Here is a 17,813-nt window from a genome sequence, read left to right on the forward strand (position 1 = left end):
CGCTCCTAAAGATCGAGGCCATCACCGGGATCGAGCGATGCCTGGCGCGCAATCCCCCGCATCTGCTGGCGTCGGGCGGCCGCTTGCCGCGCCGCGTCCTCCGGCTCGTCATCGACGACCGAGAACTCCTGCGCGGGCGACCGCGTGTCGGTCGTCTCCTTCACGATGGCGACATGATCGGGCAGCTCGGGTTCACGCCGCAGCCCGCCATTGGCGGCATCCTCCTGTTCGCGGGCGATGCGGGCGAGCGCCTGTTCGTCGGCCTGCGCGACGCGGCCGGTCCAGTCGTCTGCGCGCGGCGCCGAAGGTTCCGGCTCCGGCGGCGGCGTGATCCGCGCCATGAACCGCGCATCCTGATAATAGCGCGCCTTCTTGGCCCGCACCGGATGGACACCTGCGACCATGACGATCTCGTCGTCCGGCGGAAGCTGCATGACCTCTCCGGGGGTGAGAAGCTGGCGGGCCGTCTCGGAGCGCGATACCATGAGATGTCCGAGCCACGGCGAGAGGCGATGCCCTGCATAGTTCTTCATCGCCCGCATTTCGGTCGCGGTGCCGAGCGCATCCGAAACCCGCTTGGCTGTCCGCTCGTCATTGGTGGCGAAGCTGACGCGGACATGGCAGTTGTCGAGGATCGCGTTGTTCGGGCCGTAGGCTTTCTCGATCTGGTTGAGCGACTGCGCGATCAGGAACGCCTTGAGCCCATAGCCCGCCATGAACGCCAGCGCGCTTTCGAAGAAGTCGAGCCTGCCGAGTGCCGGAAACTCGTCGAGCATCAGCAGCACGCGGTGGCGGTTGCCCTTCGGGTTCAGTTCCTCGGTGAGCCTGCGGCCGATCTGGTTGAGGATCAGACGGATAAGCGGCTTAGTCCGGCTGATGTCGCTCGGCGGCACGACGAGGTAGAGCGTCACCGGCCGGTCGCCTTTGACAAGATCCGCTATGCGCCACTGGCAAGTGCGGGTGACGGCGGCCACCACCGGATCGCGATAGAGGCCGAGGAACGACATGGCGGTGGACAGCACGCCTGAGCGTTCGTTGTCGCTCTTGTTGAGCAGTTCGCGCGCGGCGCTGGCGATCACGGGATGAACGCCCGCCTCGCCGAGATGTGGCGTCGCCATCATCGCGGCCAGCGTCTGCTCGATCGTGCGGCCCGGATCGGAGAGGAAGGCGGCGACGCCCGCCAGCGTCTTGTCGGGCTCGGCGTAGAGGACGTGGAGGATCGCGCCGACCAGCAGCGCATGGCTGGTCTTCTCCCAGTGATTTCGCTTCTCCAACGACCCTTCCGGGTCGACCAGCACGTCGGCGACGTTCTGCACGTCGCGCACCTCCCACTCGCCGCGCCGCACCTCCAGCAGCGGATTGTAGGCGGCGGAACCTGGATTGGTGGGATCGAACAGCAGCACCCGACCGTGCTGCGACCGAAACCCGGCGGTGAGCGTCCAGTTCTCCCCCTTGATGTCGTGGACGATCGCCGAGCCCGGCCAGGTCAGCAACGAGGGCACGACAAGGCCGACGCCCTTGCCGCTGCGGGTCGGCGCGAAGCACAGCACATGCTCGGGGCCGTCATGGCGCAGATAATGGATGCCGAGCTTGCCCAGCATCACGCCATCCTCACCCAGCAGTCCGGCGGTCCTGATCTCGCGCAGCGTCGCCCAGCGGGCCGAGCCGTAGGTCTCGGCATTCTTCGCCTCGCGCGCGCGCCAGACTGACATGGTGATGGCGACAATGATCGCGACGAAACTGCCGGAGGCGGCGATCAGCGCGCCCTTCTCGAAGATCGTCGGCGCATAAGCATCGAAGGCGAACCACCACCAGAAGAAAGCCGGTGGCAGATAGACCGGATACCCCAACACCATGAACCATGGCCGGCCGAGTTCGGGCTGATAGGCGAGCGCGGCCGCCGTCCATTGCGTCGCGCTCCAGATCGAGACCAGCACGATCAGGAACACCGCGGCGATCTGGCCCCAAAGGATTTTGGTGGCAGGCATAACGACTCCTTTCAAAGCTAGAGACCGAGGCCGCGCTTGCGGCCGAGCGACCAGTCGATGCCGCCCCCGTCGCGCACGACGCCCGCGACCTGACGCCCCAGCTGTCGTTCGAGGCCCGGCGACCAGGGCACGAGGCTGAACCCGAGCCCGTCATCGATCATGGCGAAGCGGCCGGAAGCGAGCGGCAGGCGCTGGCGGTATTCGCCCGCCACCTTCGCGCCTGTCGCGACCGGCCGGTATGTGCGCCCGGTCCTGCCGGCGATCTCGGCGCCCGCCGCATCCAGTTCGCGGCGGCGGAGCGTATCGAGCAGACCACGCTCGAACACGATGCGCTCGCCGTAGCGACGGGCCAGCCCCTCGCGGACCAGATGGTCGGCACGACTGTCCATCGCCCGTTTCACCTCCGCGCCGAAGCCCGCGTCGGCAATGCCGGCACCGCGCTCGATCAGCCGATGATCGAGCCACGTCGCGCCCCGCGCCCCCGCCTGGGCGGCGAGATCGAGATCGGAACGGGCGGCGAGGACCAGCGTCGGCGCCGGAGCGTTCGGCCGGCTTACGGCGCGCAGCTCGACGATGCCGCCGATCGGCGTGCTGTGCTCCAGCGCTTCAAGGCCGGGGAAGCGGACATGGTGAGTGCGCCCGTCCGTGCCGTCGATCACGGCATAGGCGGTTCCGGCAACCTCGTCGTGCAGTCCCTTGTCGATTAGCCGGCCGACGATCGGGCGGGCGGGCGTGGCGCTCACGATTTCGTAGCTGTCGAGCGGGCGCTGCTGGCCGTAGTCCTGAAGGGCCTTGCCCATCGTGCGGATGATGTCGCCGCGCGTGCCCAGCTCACGCAGCCTGGCTTGCGCGTCCGGCGCCATCGCCCACTGGCCAGGTTCGGCCTCGGCCGCGAGGCCCATCGTTTCGAGATGCTGGAGGCGGCCGACCATCAGGCGACGGATGCGCGGATCGTCAGGGCCGGCCCGGTCGGGCCGTAAGTCGATGATGCCCAGCTCGTCGGCGGAACGCCCGATCTCGGTATCGAGCCGGGTCCAGCGCTCGGCCGTCACCTCGCGTTCCAGCCCGCGCTCGATCTCGTGCTCGGGCTTCGGCCCCAACTCCGCGAACGCCAATTCTTCGGCGCGCGAACGCAGGTTGTGGCTGATATATTCGCGGGACATGCGCAGGTCCGCGCCCTGATCGTCCACGCCGCGCACCAGCAGATGGACATGCGGGTTGTCGGTGTTCCAGTGATCGACCGCCACCCATTCAAGCCGGGTGCCGAGATCGACTTCCATCTGGCGGACGAGATCGCGGGTATATTCGCGCAGGTCCGAAAGCTCGGTCGCGTCTTCGGGCGAGGCGATGATCCTGAAATGATGCCGGTCATCCTTGCATCGCTCGGCGAAGGCGCGATCATCGGCGCGATCGGTGTCGGCACCGAACATATGGGCCGGCGATCCGTCGCGGGTGACACCCTCACGCTTGAGGTAAGCCAGATGCGCGGAGAGCGGCGCCATCCGCCCGCGCTGGACAACCGGCAGCACCTTGACGGCGACCCGCCGGCTCGGGGCGAACAGACGGCTGCGCGCGAACGCGGTCCGGCCCCGGCCGAAATTCGATTGCCCCCGCCGGGCGGTGGCGGACCAGCCGTGGCGACGGCCCATGCCCGACTTGGCGGCGGCGCGCAGCACCTCGGCCACCAGGCCGCGCGCGTTGCGCGAGGCCGATACGCTGCGCCGGACCTTGCCCGGCCGGATGCGGAACTCGCCGTCCTCGCTCACGGCAGCACCGTTTCCCGGCCGGAATGGCCGGTGGCACTGCGACTTCCTTTGAAATCCTTAGGCTTTTTCTTCCGAGCGGCACGCTCGCCGACCGACGCACCCGCACCAAATCGCTGAAAGACAAGGGCTTTCAGCGATTTTGGGGTGCGGCTTGTATCTTGCCCTCTTAGATTTTGGCACTTTTCTGCCTTCCGGACCCCTTTCACCTTCGGACCGGACACTATGAAAAAGCGGGCGGTCATGGTGCGTCGGCCTCCCTCCAGTCGGGGGTCGGCGTGCGATCCGGCTGCGGCGACGCAGCAGCGGACCGGACGGCAAAGAGCGTGTCAGGTCGCGCATCTTCTGCGGCGGCGATGCGCAGCGGCAGCGTTCCCGATGTGTCGTCAGCGCGCGCTGGAGCAGCGGCCGGGCCATCCGCGCCAACACGGATGAACAGCGGCGCGTGCGTCCATGCGAGCGGATCGGGCACGGCACCAGCCACTCCCGATCCGCCAGTCACGTCGCCGAGCTGCGCCACATACGCCACGGTCTCGGCCGGCAACGGACGACGCCGCGCAACCCAGTCGTCATAGCGTCCCGGTCCTGCATTATAGGCCGCCAGCATCGCCGCCGGATTGCCGTAGCGGTCGAGCATCAGGCGCAGAAAGGCCGCGCCCGCGACGATGTTGTCATGCACGTCGAACGGATCGGCTCCCAGGCCATAGCGCGTCCGCATCGCCGCCCATGTCGCGGGCATGACCTGCATCAGCCCCATCGCACCGGCCGGCGAGACGGCGCCGGCGTTGCCCCGGCTCTCGACGCGGATCACCGCCCATATCCACGCTTCGGGGAGCCCGAACCGCCGCGCCGCCTCGACAACGGACGACGCGACGGGTGCGACGGTCGTGCGCGCTGGCGGCACCTCCTGCGCGGCCGCCATGACGGGCGGCGACGTGATGGCGAACGCCGCGGCGGTCAGATGGCAGGCGAGCCGGCGCATCGCCTCAGCCTTCCTCGCCGCGCTCGGTCGGCCGGCTCCAGACCAGATGGTGAACGTCGCCACGGCCGGCGGTGAGCAGCATCGCGTCGATCGGCCGGGGACAAAGCGGGCCGTCGATCGACACCGCGACGTGGAACCCGCCCGGTCCCCCGAGCCGGTTCCATGCTTCGCCTGTCGGCGAACCTTCGGCGCTGTCGCCGATATGGACACGCCAATCGGGTGCATCCTCGCCCTCGCGTGGATCGACGGCCAAAAGGCATAGCGGCGTGTCGATGCCAAGCGTCTGGAGTCGCCCCTGGTAGGCGCCGCGAACGTGGCGGAAAATGCCGATCGTGATCGTGTTCATGGGTCAGTCTCGCGTTTGTGTGGGAGTGAAAGAGGCTGAGGACGGTCGCCGCTCAGACCCGATCATCGCGCGGGCGCGGACGCTTCCACGACAGCCGCAGCGCGCGTCCGTTATCGTCGGCGCGGAACAGCACAGGCCGGAACGGCGCGCCGAAAAGCGGGCTGTCGATCTCCAGCGCGATATAGTCGCCGGCCCGCTCACCGACACGTTTCCAGCCGCCGCCGATGTCGGGGCCGTCTTCGTCGTCGAGGTGGACGCGGTAATCCGGCGCGCCCTCGGCGTCGCTCGGATCGGCGGCGACCAGCACGATCGCTTCGTCGATGCCGAACAGCCGGACGCGGCCGGCATAGCCATCGGCGGTGGATTCAAAGATCATGGGCGACATCGCCAGACTCCTTTTCGTTGGCAGGGTGGAAAGCGGGTCGAGCGCGCAGGCCGCGCCAGCGCAGCGGCGCACCGGGCGCATCGCGGGTGAGCAGCGGGATCGCGCGGCCAAGCAGCCCGGATGCGGGCAGCGGGCCGAGATAGCGGCCGTCCATGCTGTCGCGGACGGATGCGTTGAGCAGCAGCAGCTCGCCGGACTGAACCGTGCGGCATCCCCGCCAAACCGGCAGCGGCCGGCCCCGGCTGTCGCGGGAGAGCGCGACGGCGACGGGTCGCGCATCGACGCTGACCACGGCGCCGGTGCGGCAAATCCGTTGCCCCGGCCGTGCCGCGACATGCTTGAGCAGCGGCACGCCCTCGGCGAGATAGCGGCGCGTTGCGAGCCAGCGAGCGATCGGCGCGGGCGGCAGGACGGCGACCAGCGTATCGACGGACGGATGGGCGTCCCGTTCGAGACGGTAGAGGCCGATCGGCGCGCTCGCGCTGGCGTTCCAGATCAGGCGCGGGCGCGGCTGGACGATCGCGACCGTGACGAACAGCGCCGCGAACAATTCCGCCGTGGTGACGGTCGCGAGGACATAGCCGAAGCGTGTCATCCCTCGATCTCCCGGCGCTTGAGCCAGGCGCGATGGCGCTCCAGCGTGTAGGGGCGCGGCTGATGGCCGGCGGCGATGCGGTTATGGACGTGGCGCCAATGATCGGGCGCGGCGTCGCAGGGATCGACGCCCTCCGCCTCCACCGCGTCGATCGCGGCGAGCACCTGGGCGACCTTGGGCCAGCCCTCGATCTTGAGCAGGATGTCGCCGCCCGGCCGCACGAACGGCAGCGTCGTGTAGGGCTCGCGGGGCGCGACGGCCCGCACCACGTCGATGCGCGAAACGATCGTGCCGAAGTCGTTGGACGCCCAGCGCACGAACGCGAACACCGCGCCAGGCCGGAAGCTGACGACGCGGGTGCGGCGCGTCAGGATGCGGTCCTGGACGATGCGCCCGAAGCGTATCCAGTGCTCCAGCTTCTTCTCGATCCATGTCAGCTCGACATGGGTGAGACCGTCGCCGGCAAGCACGCTGAGCGTGCGGCCGGCGCGCGCGCCGGCCGGTCGGTTATCGTTCATCGTTCGTCTCCGCGGGCATCGATGGAGGTTCGCCCGAACACGGGATCGAGCGCGGCGTCGGGGCGCGGGATCGCGCCGCCGATGGCTTTGGGGTTGGCGCAACGAACGGCGTCGCCGAACGCCTCGACGATCAGGCTGGCCGCACACGCCGGCTCGCCATCACCAGGCATCATACCCGCGCGAACCTGCCGCGATTGCAAGGCCGCCAGCGAAGGCGTAGTAGTATAGCGTAGTAGAAACGGCAGAAGTGGCGCCGTCCGCGAGGCGGATCGCGACGGATTTTTCACACCCCGCAACGCCGTTAGCAAGAATACGAAGTATTCTTCTCTATTAGCATAGTTAGAAGAGACGCGATTCCGCGAGCGATTCCACGGGTTTGCGGGGGAATGAAATTCCCGATAGTCCGACTCCGGCATTACCGATCGTCCGAACCTCGCCATTACCGATAGTCCGAGTCCGGTCATGACTTATCCACAGGCTGGAGACGCAGGCGGCGCATGGCGCGATCGAGCGGGTCTTCGGGAATGGCGACGAAGGTCAGGCGCGCGCGTCCGAAGGTGCGCTCCAGGCCGAGCCGGTAGCCGGGCAAAGGCTGGCGACCGACGATTGCGCGCAGGTCGAACGCGAATTTGGGTAGCGGGGACAGAACCCCCGATTTGAGGTGGAGGTGGGCGACATCGAACGACCAGCCATTCGCCTGCCGCCCGCCATGCTTGCGCACGATGCGGTAAAGCCACCGCTCAAGACCGCCCGTGAGATCGAAATAGGCCCGGTCGATGGTGAGCACGAGGCTCTGATCGAGGACGCCCGCATAGAACCAGTCGGGCAGGATCAGTTCGAGGCCGAGGGGGCGACCGTTGCCGTCGAGCCGCTCCTGCCATTCGTTGATCCACGAGAAGCGATGACGGCGGCGCTGATGCTGCTGGCGGATCGAGGTGGCGATAGTGGTCGATTGCAGGCGATCGAGCGCGGCCTTGAGCCGCTCGTAGCTCGCCTTGCCGGTGCCGCGACGGGTGAAGGTCAGGATTTCATGGGGTGTCGCCGCCATCAGCCGCGACGTGGGCTTACCGGCGTCGCGTGCGGCGACGATCTGGCTTGCTGCCCATATCAGCACATCGGCATCCCAAATCGTCGCCATGCCATGATCGAGCACCGCCTCGACCGAAATCCATGTGGCGCCCATGCGGAAGTCGATCGGCTCGACCCGCTTCGACTTAGCCAGGCTGAAGAAGGGCCACGCCATCAGATCCTGTGCGTCACGCGGGGCGATGCCCTGTCCCATCGACGGGAACAGCGTGAGCTCGGCGCGTTCGCCGTCATCGGCTCTGCCCTTGGGGGAAGCTGACCTGCTCATGGCCGCGCCGGAGGTGGTTCGGGCAGGCGCCGGGGCATGAGGTCGTCCTGCCCCGGATCGGAGGTCGAATATTTGGTGCCGCGATCGGCCCATGCCTGGAGATCGTCGACGGTATAGACGACGCGGCCGCCGAGCCGGCGATAGGCCGGGCCGGTGCCGAAATAGCGATGCTTCTCCAGCGTCCGGCCGGACAGGCCGAGGAATCGCGCGGCCTCCGGCGTGCGCAGCAGGCGCGGCGGCAAATTGTGGGGATTTCCGTTCGGCTTCGGCATCCGGCAGCTCCTGCGGGTGTCACGGCGGCAGGAGGCGAAAATGGCGAAGGAACGACGGCGGGGTGGAGTTCGAAGATATGCGGGGCACGGATGTGACCACCCCCGCGGATCGGATGGGCGGCCGCCGGCCTGCCTTGTCTTGCGGCCGGGAACGCCGGATAAGCGCGCGATGAGTGCCAGCTACTATTTCGAGAGATCCGCCGCGATGCGCGCGGAAGCGAGCCGCGAACAGCTTCCCCAGCGCCGCCGCCTGCACGAAGTGTCGGCGGAGCGCTGGGATGAGATGGGCCGTCAGGTGCAGGAGACGGAACGGTAGACCGCCGTCAACGCCGAGGAGCGCCGCCATCGGCCTTATCATCAGGCGCTGCGGGAGCGGGTCGCCGCCGGTTGATCCCGTGGCTTGTGGTCAGCGGATGCGCAGCAGCTTGAGGTAATCCCGCTTCATCGTGCGCTCGGCATCACGCACGAGTCGCACCACTGCGGATCGCGCGGAGCAGACTTTCCATTGCGTGGCCGGCAACCGCGCAGCCTTGTCATGGCCGAAGGCGGCGGCGATTTCGCGGTGGCTCGCGCCGGCCAGCCGCATGTCGAGGGCGCGCAGCATCCGTTCGAGCCGGTCGCGGCGCTGCGCGGTCAACGGCCAGCCTCGGGGTTGCGCCCCGGATCGCCGGCCTAGCAGCCTCCGGTAGAAGCGCAGCAGGCTGGTGATCCGCGTCTCGAAATCCGGGTCCAGCGGCACGAACGCCCCAAGCGGCTGGCCGGGCGCTGCGTCGCGTATCCAGAGGCGGTGCTCGCCTTCGGCGTCCGCTAGAATGACGTGCCGTCCATCGGGGCCGGAAAGATCGGCCAGCAGCGGACCGAGCGCGGCCGGGTCAACCGGCTTGGCGCGCAGGAATCCGTCTGGCGCGGCGGCGAGGACAATCGTGGTGGCGACAAGCTCGGGCCGCCAACACAGCGGTCCGGCAAGCTGGGAGGGCGCATAGGCGAAAGGATAACCCCCATCGGCGGGCGAGTGCCGCCAAGCCGGCCTCCTCGCTCACCGTGCCGGATTCGATCCGGCGCATCATGGCATCATGCTCGGTCCGATACCGGCGGTTGCGGCGTAGGAACTCGGCGGCGAACTCCGGGCGTCCGGGGGCTTCCGGCTCATCGCCGGCCGCGCGCGAACGCCACCCTGGACGTGGTGGCATCGGCATCCTCCCTTCCGGCCTGCGGTCAGGCTCGGGCCGGGCAGGATTCAGGAAAGACCTACTTGTCGGATAGTGCGAAGGAAGCACCACCGTAGAGACAAAGATATGGTTTAGAATGATCCAAGAATTAATTGGCGAACGACTGCACGTCTATTTATGGTTCATTTTGGACCATTATTGGAGGCGCGGTCCCAGTAACCAAGCGTAGCCGACTTCGGTCATCCAGCGGGCGCGGGCCAGATGGGTGTCATGCACGACCTGCGCCCGCTCCGGCTCGCAAGTGGGATCGATTCCGAAGATGACCGCGACCGCTTCTCGCCAGTCCGCACCTTCGGCATCGGCATCGAGCAGACGGAGATAATCGGACAAATGCGCCTCGTCATAGCCGGTGAGATGCGGCTTGTCGGGAGGGCGATCCTCGAATTTCCTGCCGGCCGTCACGGATGATCTCCGATAGTTGCCTTTCAAACCGCGTCACCCAGGGCCTCTGTCCGTGCCCGCAAATCCGCCTCACTGGACGCGGATTCGGCATCACGGTGCAGCCCGAAGGCTGCGTCTGCGGTGCGCCCCCGCAAACATCGTTCCTGACCCTGATCGGGGAGTGGTAAACCGCGTTTAGTCAGTTCCTGTGACCTTTAGTTCGGAGAACCTGTTGTATACGTCACAGGCTCCCCGCCCATCGCGGTCGCGCGGACCTTTGGGACGCGCGACCGCCGCCGATCCGGGGAAGCCGGATCGGCGGCGGCAATCTTGCGGAGAAGGGGATGCCGTAGAGCCGGACGGCCCGGCCCTACGGCATGATAATCAGCCCGCCTTGAGACGCTGCATCCCCTCGGCCAGCGTCCAGAGCGCGCGGTTGAGGGTGACATTCTGGTCGATGCCGTTGATCGGTCGCGACCTGCTACGGCGGATACGGCCTTCGGCGTTCTGCCTGCGGCCATGCAGTCCGCCACGAATGACATTCTCCTGAATGACGTTGAACGTGGTCCACAAGCTGCGGTCCAAGTCCTCGCGGCGGCGCGGCTCGATGATCTGGTCAGGGCGAAGCGGGCTTTCCTCCTCACCGTAGCGGGCGACAAGGCTCACCTCGCCAAGCAAGCGCTGCTCGTCATCGGAAAGCCGAACCGCCTTCATGCTCTCGCTGGCGTCGATCAGCCGGGGGAAGTCCTCCGCCACGGTGTAAACGCCTTCGATGATGTCGTCCTGAATGTTGCCCTTGTGCGGCACGCGGACTTCCTCGAACCGCTCGCCCGCGATCATGGAATTGGTGCAAACGAAACGGAGCATCCCGGCGAACATTTGATAGGCGCTCGTTCCGTCGTGACTATTCACGATGATGACTTCGGCCGCCTCCGGCTTGCCGATGCCGTCATCCCGGCGCAGGCGCAGCATGTGCTTGGCGTGGCCGTGGCGGCTCCCGTCGCGCGGGACTGACTGGACGGCGAAGAACGGGAACCATCCTTCCCGGCGCAGCCCCTCCACGATGTCGATGGTGGGGACATAGACATAGCGCTCCGAACGGCTGTCGTGCGCCTCGCGGGCGAAGATGGAGGGGACGTGGCGATAGAGCGCCTCGTTGTCGAGCGCCTCGCGCCCACTGATCTGGTGGGCATTGCGGCCGAAGCGGGTGGCGAGATGATGGATGCTCATGGGTCTTGTCCTTCCGTGGGCTTGGGTTTCCGCGCAGCGGAAGCGCCGCGCTGAAACCCTGCCCGTCGGCGAGACCGGGGTAGCAACGGACAAGGGCGGCCGGGCCGGAGGGGAATCACCCGGCCTGCACAAGCCGAAGGCGCGGAAGGCTGGGGATACCGGCCCGGACGGCGACAGCTTCCCTTGTCCGGCGCGAGGGCTGGCCCTTAGCGCCCCGCGCCGGCCTGCCGGCGCGCACGAACAAAGCAATTCCAAGATGCGGCCAGGATGGCCGCTTCTCTTCGTGAGACGCGCGATCCTCTATAGTATGGATATATTTGGTGAACTGGCGGGCGACTCGGCAGGATGAAGCTCACACAGAGGCAAATCGAGGAAGGACTGGACCACGCCCGGCAGACACTTGCCGGCATGGAAGAAGTCGATTTTGACGATCTTGCGGATGATGCTGGATTCCGCGAGCAATATGCCAAAGCCGCTCTCGTCCTCATCAAGATGATGGCCGTGCTCTACAAGGCGAAGCTGACGGAGGATCAGCGAGCAGCTTTGGATGCACTCATTGCCCGGCATAATCGGTGTGCCAGCGCGCTGACGCAGGATGTTCTCGCCCATTGGTCCGAACAGGCCAGCGAACGCGGCGCGCTGAATTGATCGGGCGGCGTCCAGCGCCGATCAATAGAGATTGTCGCGATAGTCCTTATCCAAGCCCTTCTTGAGCAAGCCCTGCATCCCCGGCACCGCCAACGCGGCGCTGGCGAGCTTCCCGGCCAGGCCGGCGTTGCGGTTGAGCTTGATATGCTCGACGAACAGCTTGGCGGGCTCGATGCCGTGCGCGTCCGGCTTGACCGGCCACAGCGCGGCCCGCTCAAGCGCCGGGCTGGCGCGCAGGTCGATCGCCTCCACCTTGATCCCGATCGCCAGCAGCGGGGTCTTGCCCTGCACCTCGAACCGGGCGCGGGCATCCTCGTCGGTGGTGAGGTGCGCGGTCCCGCGCACGATCGCCACGCGGTTCGCGCCGGGGATCAGCAACACTAGCGCGACGCGCGGCTGGGTGAGGATGTTGCGGAAGCTGTCCACGCGCCTGTTGCCGGGCCGGTCGGCGAACCACAGGGTATCGCCGTCCAGCCGCGCCATGCAGCCGGCCGGATCGCCCTTGGGGCTGAGGTCGGCCCGCCGTTCCTCGCCGAACGTCGCCAGCGCGAGGAAACGGCTGACGGCGACGAAGGCCGCCGGATCGTCCGGTGCGTCCGCGACGGGCGCTGCCGCCCACAGGTCGGAGCGGATCAGCGCCTTTGCGCAATGGCCGTAACATTCCTCGACGGCGATGCGGATGCCGTCCGGGCCGGCCTCGGTCACACGACCGTTGACGCGCAGAGTTTCGCCAATGCCGGGGACCAGGAGCAGCGAGCCGAACGCCTCGCCGGGCCGCGCAAGCGCGGGATCGTCGAGCGCGGCGGGCGGCAAACATAGCTCGCGCGTCCCGGCTTCCGTAAAGCCGGGGGCGCCGCCGCCGAGCGTCACGCTCATGCCCGCGCCGCTGCCGAAGCCGGCGAACATCAGCGGGGCCGCCGCGATCCAGCGTAGCGCGCCCGCGTCGAGATGGTCGATGACCTTGAGGTGCATTGCACCGGGCGTCTTGCCGATTACGCCTTCCAGCGCATCGATGCTGGCGATGGGGCCGTTCATTGCAACGTCGGCGCCGGACCGCCGAGCGTCAGCGCGAGCATGATGCGCGTCGAGCAGAGCGCGCAATCGAGGGCGCTCGCCGCGCTGTCTGTGCAGTCGAGGCAGGCACGCGGGGGCGAGCCGTCGAGCAGGCCGAGCAACAGGTGCTCGTCCTCGGAGAGCGTCGACGCCTTGCCCACGGCAAGCGGCCGACCGAGCGCCGCTTCGTAGAACAGGCAGAGGCTGTCGAGCACCGGGGCGAGCATCGTGCAGTCATGCGCGGCGAGCACATCGGCGAGACAGGGCTGGATCGGATGACCGGCATCGCGCGCCTGCCGCCAGCAGCGGGTCGCGTCGATCAGGATCGCGGTGGGCGCGGTCTCTTGCCGGGTCGGCGGCGTGAAATGGCGGGTCATCGTCGATCCATTCTGCGCTATCCCCTTTTCGCTTATTGCGAGTCGTTCTCAAATTAGCCGCACTAGATGACGGCGGCAAGACAGCACGACACGTTTCATCCGACGATCAGCACCGCCGGCTGGAAGGGTCAGAACAGCTCGCCTTGCCGGTATTCGGTAGGTTCCTCGCCCTTGCGACCCTGCCAGACGACGCGGCCGTTCTCGTAGATCGTGACGAACGCCTGGCCGTAGCGGGACTCGTAGACCGGTTCTGGCTTCGCCTCGAAATTGTAGCAGCGGCTCCGGCCCTTCGTGCCAGCGAACGCGATCGGGCCGCCGGGCCGGAGCATCACCCGGTCGCAGGCGCCGGACGGCTCAGCGACACGACGACGGATGACACCCATTTGGTAGGCGCGATAATCGCTTTCCTCGCGCTCGCTCGGCGCCCGCCAGTGGCGGCATCGTGCGCAGCAAGCGGCATCGGGAAGGCGCGGCGGATCGGTGTCGAGCGGCGGCCCGCCATTGTGGCCGAGCGGCTTGCGCATGGCGTCGGTCCCTTCTGCGGAAGGCTGGAGAGGGAGCGCCCCGCCGAACGGCGGGGCGCGGCAAGGTCAGTCGGAGACCAACTCGTAGGTGCCGGGGGTCTTCTCGGACTCGAACATCCGAAGATAGACGGGCGTGCCGCCGAGGAGGGTCAGCTTGAACGAGACGTAAGGACGCTTCTCCTTGCTGGTCTTCGCCCAGGCGGCGCCGTAGTCGATCCGGTCGTCGTCGGCCGGATGGATGCGGAAGTCGGGGGCCTTGTCGTTGTCCTTGCCCTCGACCTGGCGAAGCTCGACCTGCTCGCGCGTGCCGAAGGCACGGATTTCGCCGGTGTAGCCGCGATCGGTGGCGGTGAAGATGCCGCGGATCATGTCGTCAGTCCTTTCTTGCCTCGGACCGCGCCCACCGCGGCCTCGATGGCTGTCGACCGGCCGGGGGACGACTGACCTGCACCCGAAGGGCGAAACGAAGTGGCAGGCGGCGGCGGACGGCTTTTTTGCTTCGCGCTGCAAAGCCGGCATCGCCGGCGGCGGAAAAAAGCCGTTCGACGCCGTTGCGGGAAGGCAGGCGGCCTTCGGCCAGACAAGCCTTTGGAGAGGCCGTGTGGCAGCGCCGCCCGGCAAGATCTCGGGACTGGCAGAAGGTCGATGGTAATCGCGCGCCGCTACCGATTGCTATGGTCCCGGTGATCCTGCCTTGCCGGGTGAACGTGGCGAGCGAAGCGGGGTGCAGGGGATGACATGAAGCTCGGCCCTGCGCTTGCCTCTGCCTGACGGCGACGGGCGGCGGCGGCGCCGAGAAAGACCAAAGATGCGTCTGGAGTCTCGCTCGGGGTTCCCGACTATTCGCCCGCCGATCTCAATCCGTCTCGATCGGGCGGACTCCGGCTTACCGCGTCCGGTTCTTCCCCCGCCAGGCCCTGCGGAAGCCAGCGGGTGCGCCCGTTCCCGTCAACGGCCGGACGCAATGCCCTTGCGTCATGTTCACATTATGTTCCACATCACCGCGTTCCGATTTGGCAGTGTGAAGGACGGCGTATGAGCGTGATGATCCGCAGCGATGACCGCGCGAGACTGAAGGTGACGGGCGACATCGAAGCGGACCTGGCGGTGCCGACAGGCGGCACCGGCCGATGCTGGCTCAGCTTCTCCGATGGCACGCTGGTCGAGGCGGCCTATGGCAAGGATGACGATTGCCGCTTCGCGGTGAGCGAGGAAGGCGCTGGGATCGCACGGATTCAGCGCGACGGCGCAGCCGATGTTTTGCGCCTCGACTGGCGGGTGGAATGGGTGACGGTCGCGGCGGCCGGCAATGCCGTGCGCGCCGGGCGTGGTGAACCCATGCCGGTGCTGCCCGGTCTGTTCGGCTGAGGCTATTCGATGAAGGCCGCGAGATTGCGCAACGTGGACGCCATCCCCGCCTGATGATCCTCGGCGCCGATGCCCGGCGGCACATTCTCGCAGGCGATGGTGACGCGGGTGCCGTCGGCAACGGGCGTCAGCGTCGTCGTCACGCGCATTGTCCCTGCGAACGCCGGATCGTCCGAGACGAACATGACATCCTCCACGATCCGATCATAGGGGAGCAGCTCGACGAAACGGCCGGTGAACCAATCCTCGCGCGCCGAGGACTTGCCGACCACATCCGGCGCGGGATCTTCGTAGATGAAGGCCATGCGATAGCCGCCGCCGGTGCGCGGGTCGAACGACTCGATGCGCGCGTGCATTCCCTTGGGGGGCCGCCAGGAGGCCACCGATTCGGCGTCGGTCATGGCCCGGAAGATGGCGCGCTGCGCGGCCAGGATGGTGCGGGAAGCCGTGTCGATTCGTAGGTTATCCGGTGCTGTCGCCATGCGCGGGCAATACTGTTGGCACGATCGCACGCCAACAAGGACGGCGAGCCGGGCCGTGGCCCGGCGAGCGCGATTTTTCCCTCCACGACAAATCGGCCGCGCCCCTGCAGGGGCGCGGCCGCGACGGATCGAGTCAGCAAAACGAAAGGCCGGGACCGCTTACGCGGCCCCGGCCCGCCCCCTATTCGGCGGCGACCGCATAGTGCGGCTGATCCTCGTCCTCCGGCTCCGGTTCGCTCGGGTCCGCCTCGGCCTCGGTCGGCTGCGCCATCGCGTCCTCGCCGTCCTGCGCTTCGGTATGGGGGGCCTCCGCTTCCGCCGGCTGCTCGTCCGCTGCGACGTTCTCCGTCTCCACCGTCTCGGATTCGGCCTCGGTGGTGCGCAACAGGGCCGGAAGCCAGCCGGTCCCGGCGACAAGCCGCTCCGCCGCGTCGGCCATGTCCGCCTTCTTCATCGGAACGATGCGCTCGGCGGCTTCGGGAGAGACAGCCTCGCTCACCGCCTGCGCGATATGAGCCTTGGTCACGCGCCCGAAATAGCTGCGGGCGGTCGCGGTCCACTTCGCGGTCATGTCGAGGTCCACCGCCTCGGCCAGTCCTTCCGCCGCCTCGATGCGGCTGGCGAAACGCTCCCACGGCACCTTCACCGCATTGACGGTGAGCGACACGCAATGCGCCAGCAACGCGGTCCGGCTGTCGCCGTCCAGCGCGACGAGGAACGGCCATAGGTCCGCCGTCTCGTCGGGAAGCTGCGCGCCCCATTGGTCATGCCGCGCCGCCAGCGCCTCGCCCGCCTTGGTGTCACCGATGCCCTCGGCGTGGGTGGCGAGGTCTTCGCTCTTGGCGGTAATCGTGAGGCAGGACTTGCCGAACCCATGATAGAACAGGTCCAGCACCAGCGCATGGGTCAGAGCGACCATCGCCATGTCGTGCTGCTCGCCCAAGGCCAGCCGAAGCCCAAGCGTCCGGTGGGCCGTGAGGTCACGAATGAGGCTGTCGGAAATGGGCTTGCCCGCGTCGGCCTCGTCCACCTCTTCGTCCGCGTCCTCGTCGTCCTCCACGGCTTCGCCGCCCTCCGCGTCGGTGCCGTCGCCTTCGTCCTCCGGCTCCGCCTCGGGCTGCGGCTCGTCCTCGGCCCGGACGTGGCCGCGCTCGATCTTTACCTCGCCATTGGAGCCGAGCGAAACGAACACGCCGCCACGCTCGACCACGGCGGGATCGTAGCCCGAACGCTTGGCGCTGATCGCGTCGATCTCGTCGCTCAACGCCTCCGCCTTCGCCGCCACGTCCTCGGGCATGTCCTCATAGGAGTCGTAGCCTTCGATCAGGGCGTCATGCGCCTCCGCCGCTTGCGCCAGCCGTGCCTCGTCCTCGTCGGACAGGGCGACATGCTGCGGATAGGTGCGCCGCATCCCATGACCATGCGGATAGTCGATGCTCGCCTCGGCCCACTTCCAGCCTTCGGCCAGAACGTCCCCGGCGATCTCGCGCAACCGCTCCACGACAAGCGTATCGAGCAAGCCCGCATCCTCGAAGAACCCGCCGTCATCCTCGGTGAACAGGTCGCGGATGACGTTGCCGCCCGCCTCGACATAGGCATCCGCGCCGATGAACACGGCCCGCCGATCGCTCGCGGGCACGTTGCTCGCCGTGAGGTCGCGCCGGATGATCCACGGCTCCTTGTTCCAAGACAGGTTCTCGAAAACCTGCTCCTGCCGGGCATGGTCGTCGGTGATGGCGAACGCCGCCAACTGGTCGAGCGTCAACCCATCCTCCCGATAGACGTCCATCAGTTTCGGGCTGACCGAGCCCAGCCGGAGCCGCCGCTTGACGATCTCTGGCGACACGCCGAACCGCGCGCCGATTTCCTCCGCGCCCCATCCCTTGTCGCGGGAAAGCTCATGGAACCGCTCGAACTGGTCGGCGGGGTGCATCGCCGTGCGCGTAACATTTTCGTCCAGCGACACCTCGGCCGGATCGTTCGCCGTATCGAGCCAGCAGCGCACAGGCTCGGACTTCTTGATCTGCTTGCGCTTGGCGCGCAGCAGCATCGCCAGCCTGCGGCCTTCGCCAGCGGTGACGAAATAGCAGCCGGTCGGCATCCCGTCCGCCTTCACCTCGGGTTCCACGACAAGGTTCTGGATCATTCCCTTGTGTTGGATCGACGCGGCCAGCGCCTCGATGGCGGCTTCCCCATGCGGCACCTTGCGGGCGTTGCGCGGGGACTTCTTCAGCTTGTTCAGCGGAACGAAGATTTCGACGCCGGACACGGGCTCGGCGGCAACGGTTTCGGTAACAGCGTTCATTGTCCTTACTCCT

General features: G+C 67.5%; 24 protein-coding genes. 3 read left to right on the top strand and 21 right to left on the bottom strand.

Annotated elements, in window-relative coordinates; all coding sequences use genetic code 11:
- Nucleotides 1-5: 5 nt before the first annotated feature.
- The 11 genes from EEB18_RS21490 to EEB18_RS21540 form a co-directional block, all read right to left on the bottom strand.
- Nucleotides 6-1,988 (bottom strand): conjugal transfer protein TraG, encoded by a 1,983-nt coding sequence (locus EEB18_RS21490; protein WP_187140729.1) that lies wholly within the window; start codon nucleotides 1,986-1,988, stop codon nucleotides 6-8.
- 17 nt (nucleotides 1,989-2,005) lie between these two features.
- Complete coding sequence (locus EEB18_RS21495) at nucleotides 2,006-3,754, bottom strand: relaxase/mobilization nuclease domain-containing protein (RefSeq protein WP_187140730.1); 1,749 nt, start codon at nucleotides 3,752-3,754, stop codon at nucleotides 2,006-2,008.
- Nucleotides 3,751-3,996, bottom strand: coding sequence for a hypothetical protein (locus tag EEB18_RS21500; protein WP_187140731.1), 246 nt, complete (start codon nucleotides 3,994-3,996; stop codon nucleotides 3,751-3,753). The genes EEB18_RS21495 and EEB18_RS21500 overlap by 4 nt, the downstream gene beginning before the upstream one ends.
- Nucleotides 3,993-4,733, bottom strand: coding sequence for a lytic transglycosylase domain-containing protein (locus EEB18_RS21505; RefSeq protein WP_187140732.1), 741 nt, complete (start codon nucleotides 4,731-4,733; stop codon nucleotides 3,993-3,995). Before EEB18_RS21505 ends, EEB18_RS21500 begins: the two co-directional genes overlap by 4 nt.
- Before the next feature lie 4 nt (nucleotides 4,734-4,737).
- Nucleotides 4,738-5,079, bottom strand: a complete 342-nt coding sequence (locus EEB18_RS21510) for a DUF736 domain-containing protein (protein WP_187140733.1) — start codon at nucleotides 5,077-5,079, stop codon at nucleotides 4,738-4,740.
- Nucleotides 5,080-5,131: 52 nt separating this feature from the next.
- Nucleotides 5,132-5,464, bottom strand: a complete 333-nt coding sequence (locus tag EEB18_RS21515; RefSeq protein WP_187140734.1) for a DUF736 domain-containing protein — start codon at nucleotides 5,462-5,464, stop codon at nucleotides 5,132-5,134.
- Nucleotides 5,445-6,059: a S26 family signal peptidase gene (locus EEB18_RS21520; protein ID WP_187140735.1), complete on the bottom strand. Its 615-nt coding sequence runs from the start codon at nucleotides 6,057-6,059 to the stop codon at nucleotides 5,445-5,447. Before EEB18_RS21520 ends, EEB18_RS21515 begins: the two co-directional genes overlap by 20 nt.
- Nucleotides 6,056-6,577, bottom strand: coding sequence for a DUF2840 domain-containing protein (locus EEB18_RS21525; RefSeq protein WP_187140736.1), 522 nt, complete (start codon nucleotides 6,575-6,577; stop codon nucleotides 6,056-6,058). Before EEB18_RS21525 ends, EEB18_RS21520 begins: the two co-directional genes overlap by 4 nt.
- Complete coding sequence (locus EEB18_RS21530) at nucleotides 6,574-6,750, bottom strand: hypothetical protein (protein WP_187669047.1); 177 nt, start codon at nucleotides 6,748-6,750, stop codon at nucleotides 6,574-6,576. Before EEB18_RS21530 ends, EEB18_RS21525 begins: the two co-directional genes overlap by 4 nt.
- A 287-nt stretch (nucleotides 6,751-7,037) precedes the next feature.
- A complete protein-coding gene (locus tag EEB18_RS21535; protein WP_187140738.1) occupies nucleotides 7,038-7,931 on the bottom strand; it encodes a replication initiator protein A in 894 nt (297 codons plus the stop codon).
- Nucleotides 7,928-8,203, bottom strand: a complete 276-nt coding sequence (locus EEB18_RS21540) for a helix-turn-helix transcriptional regulator (RefSeq protein WP_187140739.1) — start codon at nucleotides 8,201-8,203, stop codon at nucleotides 7,928-7,930. Before EEB18_RS21540 ends, EEB18_RS21535 begins: the two co-directional genes overlap by 4 nt.
- A gap of 169 nt (nucleotides 8,204-8,372) precedes the next feature.
- On the opposite strand from EEB18_RS21540, the gene EEB18_RS21545 reads away from it, so the two are divergent.
- The gene (locus tag EEB18_RS21545; RefSeq protein WP_187140740.1) at nucleotides 8,373-8,519 is read left to right on the top strand and encodes a hypothetical protein; all 147 of its coding nucleotides are present in this window, start codon (nucleotides 8,373-8,375) and stop codon (nucleotides 8,517-8,519) included.
- Nucleotides 8,520-8,609: 90 nt separating this feature from the next.
- On the opposite strand, the gene EEB18_RS22860 is transcribed toward EEB18_RS21545, so the two are convergent.
- The 4 genes from EEB18_RS22860 to EEB18_RS21560 all read right to left on the bottom strand — a co-directional run bounded on the left by EEB18_RS22860 (nucleotide 8,610) and on the right by EEB18_RS21560 (nucleotide 11,043).
- Nucleotides 8,610-9,158, bottom strand: coding sequence for a DUF2285 domain-containing protein (locus tag EEB18_RS22860; RefSeq protein ID WP_410468141.1), 549 nt, complete (start codon nucleotides 9,156-9,158; stop codon nucleotides 8,610-8,612).
- A complete protein-coding gene (locus tag EEB18_RS22610; RefSeq protein WP_316248979.1) occupies nucleotides 9,076-9,399 on the bottom strand; it encodes a transcriptional regulator domain-containing protein in 324 nt (107 codons plus the stop codon). The genes EEB18_RS22860 and EEB18_RS22610 overlap by 83 nt, the downstream gene beginning before the upstream one ends.
- Nucleotides 9,400-9,567: 168 nt before the next feature.
- The gene (locus tag EEB18_RS21555) at nucleotides 9,568-9,834 is read right to left on the bottom strand and encodes a DNA -binding domain-containing protein (protein ID WP_187140741.1); all 267 of its coding nucleotides are present in this window, start codon (nucleotides 9,832-9,834) and stop codon (nucleotides 9,568-9,570) included.
- A 363-nt stretch (nucleotides 9,835-10,197) separates the two neighbouring features.
- Entirely contained in the window at nucleotides 10,198-11,043 is an 846-nt protein-coding gene (locus tag EEB18_RS21560) for a DUF932 domain-containing protein (protein ID WP_187140742.1), read from the bottom strand.
- Between the two features lie 345 nt (nucleotides 11,044-11,388).
- Here EEB18_RS21560 and EEB18_RS21565 point away from each other — a divergent pair, with 345 nt between their 5' ends.
- A complete protein-coding gene (locus tag EEB18_RS21565) occupies nucleotides 11,389-11,691 on the top strand; it encodes a hypothetical protein (protein ID WP_187140743.1) in 303 nt (100 codons plus the stop codon).
- A gap of 21 nt (nucleotides 11,692-11,712) precedes the next feature.
- On the opposite strand, the gene EEB18_RS21570 is transcribed toward EEB18_RS21565, so the two are convergent.
- From EEB18_RS21570 to EEB18_RS21585, 4 genes are all read right to left on the bottom strand, one after another.
- Complete coding sequence (locus tag EEB18_RS21570) at nucleotides 11,713-12,792, bottom strand: pyridoxamine 5'-phosphate oxidase family protein (protein ID WP_222943127.1); 1,080 nt, start codon at nucleotides 12,790-12,792, stop codon at nucleotides 11,713-11,715.
- The gene (locus tag EEB18_RS21575; protein WP_187140744.1) at nucleotides 12,723-13,121 is read right to left on the bottom strand and encodes a hypothetical protein; all 399 of its coding nucleotides are present in this window, start codon (nucleotides 13,119-13,121) and stop codon (nucleotides 12,723-12,725) included. The genes EEB18_RS21570 and EEB18_RS21575 overlap by 70 nt, the downstream gene beginning before the upstream one ends.
- A gap of 128 nt (nucleotides 13,122-13,249) precedes the next feature.
- Complete coding sequence (locus EEB18_RS21580) at nucleotides 13,250-13,645, bottom strand: hypothetical protein (RefSeq protein WP_187140745.1); 396 nt, start codon at nucleotides 13,643-13,645, stop codon at nucleotides 13,250-13,252.
- Nucleotides 13,646-13,711: 66 nt separating this feature from the next.
- Complete coding sequence (locus tag EEB18_RS21585; protein ID WP_187140746.1) at nucleotides 13,712-14,014, bottom strand: DUF736 domain-containing protein; 303 nt, start codon at nucleotides 14,012-14,014, stop codon at nucleotides 13,712-13,714.
- 666 nt (nucleotides 14,015-14,680) lie between these two features.
- Here EEB18_RS21585 and EEB18_RS21590 point away from each other — a divergent pair.
- Nucleotides 14,681-15,013 (top strand): hypothetical protein, encoded by a 333-nt coding sequence (locus tag EEB18_RS21590; RefSeq protein ID WP_187140747.1) that lies wholly within the window; start codon nucleotides 14,681-14,683, stop codon nucleotides 15,011-15,013.
- Between the two features lie 2 nt (nucleotides 15,014-15,015).
- Here the strand turns inward: EEB18_RS21590 and EEB18_RS21595 are convergent, their stop codons facing one another.
- Both EEB18_RS21595 and EEB18_RS21600 read right to left on the bottom strand, forming a co-directional pair.
- A complete protein-coding gene (locus tag EEB18_RS21595; RefSeq protein WP_187140748.1) occupies nucleotides 15,016-15,495 on the bottom strand; it encodes an SRPBCC domain-containing protein in 480 nt (159 codons plus the stop codon).
- A gap of 181 nt (nucleotides 15,496-15,676) precedes the next feature.
- Nucleotides 15,677-17,800, bottom strand: a complete 2,124-nt coding sequence (locus EEB18_RS21600) for a ParB/RepB/Spo0J family partition protein (RefSeq protein WP_187140749.1) — start codon at nucleotides 17,798-17,800, stop codon at nucleotides 15,677-15,679.
- Nucleotides 17,801-17,813 lie beyond the last annotated feature (13 nt).

The sequence above is a fragment of the Sphingopyxis sp. OPL5 genome (assembly GCF_003797775.2).
In the GTDB taxonomy this organism is placed as follows: Bacteria; Pseudomonadota; Alphaproteobacteria; order Sphingomonadales; family Sphingomonadaceae; genus Sphingopyxis.

Excerpts from the sequence above, each read along its gene's own strand:
- EEB18_RS21575 (WP_187140744.1), bottom strand. The coding sequence starts at position 13,121 with ATGACCCGCCATTTCACGCCGCCGACCCGGCAAGAGACCGCGCCCACC.
- EEB18_RS21585 (WP_187140746.1), bottom strand. The coding sequence starts at position 14,014 with ATGATCCGCGGCATCTTCACCGCCACCGATCGCGGCTACACCGGCGAA.
- EEB18_RS21510 (WP_187140733.1), bottom strand. The coding sequence starts at position 5,079 with ATGAACACGATCACGATCGGCATTTTCCGCCACGTTCGCGGCGCCTAC.
- EEB18_RS21545 (WP_187140740.1), top strand. The coding sequence starts at position 8,373 with ATGAGTGCCAGCTACTATTTCGAGAGATCCGCCGCGATGCGCGCGGAA.
- EEB18_RS22610 (WP_316248979.1), bottom strand. The coding sequence starts at position 9,399 with ATGCCGATGCCACCACGTCCAGGGTGGCGTTCGCGCGCGGCCGGCGAT.
- EEB18_RS21540 (WP_187140739.1), bottom strand. The coding sequence starts at position 8,203 with ATGCCGAAGCCGAACGGAAATCCCCACAATTTGCCGCCGCGCCTGCTG.
- EEB18_RS21535 (WP_187140738.1), bottom strand. The coding sequence starts at position 7,931 with ATGAGCAGGTCAGCTTCCCCCAAGGGCAGAGCCGATGACGGCGAACGC.
- EEB18_RS21565 (WP_187140743.1), top strand. The coding sequence starts at position 11,389 with ATGAAGCTCACACAGAGGCAAATCGAGGAAGGACTGGACCACGCCCGG.
- EEB18_RS21505 (WP_187140732.1), bottom strand. The coding sequence starts at position 4,733 with ATGCGCCGGCTCGCCTGCCATCTGACCGCCGCGGCGTTCGCCATCACG.
- EEB18_RS21530 (WP_187669047.1), bottom strand. The coding sequence starts at position 6,750 with ATGATGCCTGGTGATGGCGAGCCGGCGTGTGCGGCCAGCCTGATCGTC.
- EEB18_RS21590 (WP_187140747.1), top strand. The coding sequence starts at position 14,681 with ATGAGCGTGATGATCCGCAGCGATGACCGCGCGAGACTGAAGGTGACG.
- EEB18_RS21600 (WP_187140749.1), bottom strand. The coding sequence starts at position 17,800 with ATGAACGCTGTTACCGAAACCGTTGCCGCCGAGCCCGTGTCCGGCGTC.
- EEB18_RS21520 (WP_187140735.1), bottom strand. The coding sequence starts at position 6,059 with ATGACACGCTTCGGCTATGTCCTCGCGACCGTCACCACGGCGGAATTG.
- EEB18_RS21595 (WP_187140748.1), bottom strand. The coding sequence starts at position 15,495 with ATGGCGACAGCACCGGATAACCTACGAATCGACACGGCTTCCCGCACC.
- EEB18_RS21560 (WP_187140742.1), bottom strand. The coding sequence starts at position 11,043 with ATGAGCATCCATCATCTCGCCACCCGCTTCGGCCGCAATGCCCACCAG.
- EEB18_RS21490 (WP_187140729.1), bottom strand. The coding sequence starts at position 1,988 with ATGCCTGCCACCAAAATCCTTTGGGGCCAGATCGCCGCGGTGTTCCTG.
- EEB18_RS21515 (WP_187140734.1), bottom strand. The coding sequence starts at position 5,464 with ATGTCGCCCATGATCTTTGAATCCACCGCCGATGGCTATGCCGGCCGC.
- EEB18_RS21525 (WP_187140736.1), bottom strand. The coding sequence starts at position 6,577 with ATGAACGATAACCGACCGGCCGGCGCGCGCGCCGGCCGCACGCTCAGC.
- EEB18_RS21580 (WP_187140745.1), bottom strand. The coding sequence starts at position 13,645 with ATGCGCAAGCCGCTCGGCCACAATGGCGGGCCGCCGCTCGACACCGAT.
- EEB18_RS21500 (WP_187140731.1), bottom strand. The coding sequence starts at position 3,996 with ATGACCGCCCGCTTTTTCATAGTGTCCGGTCCGAAGGTGAAAGGGGTC.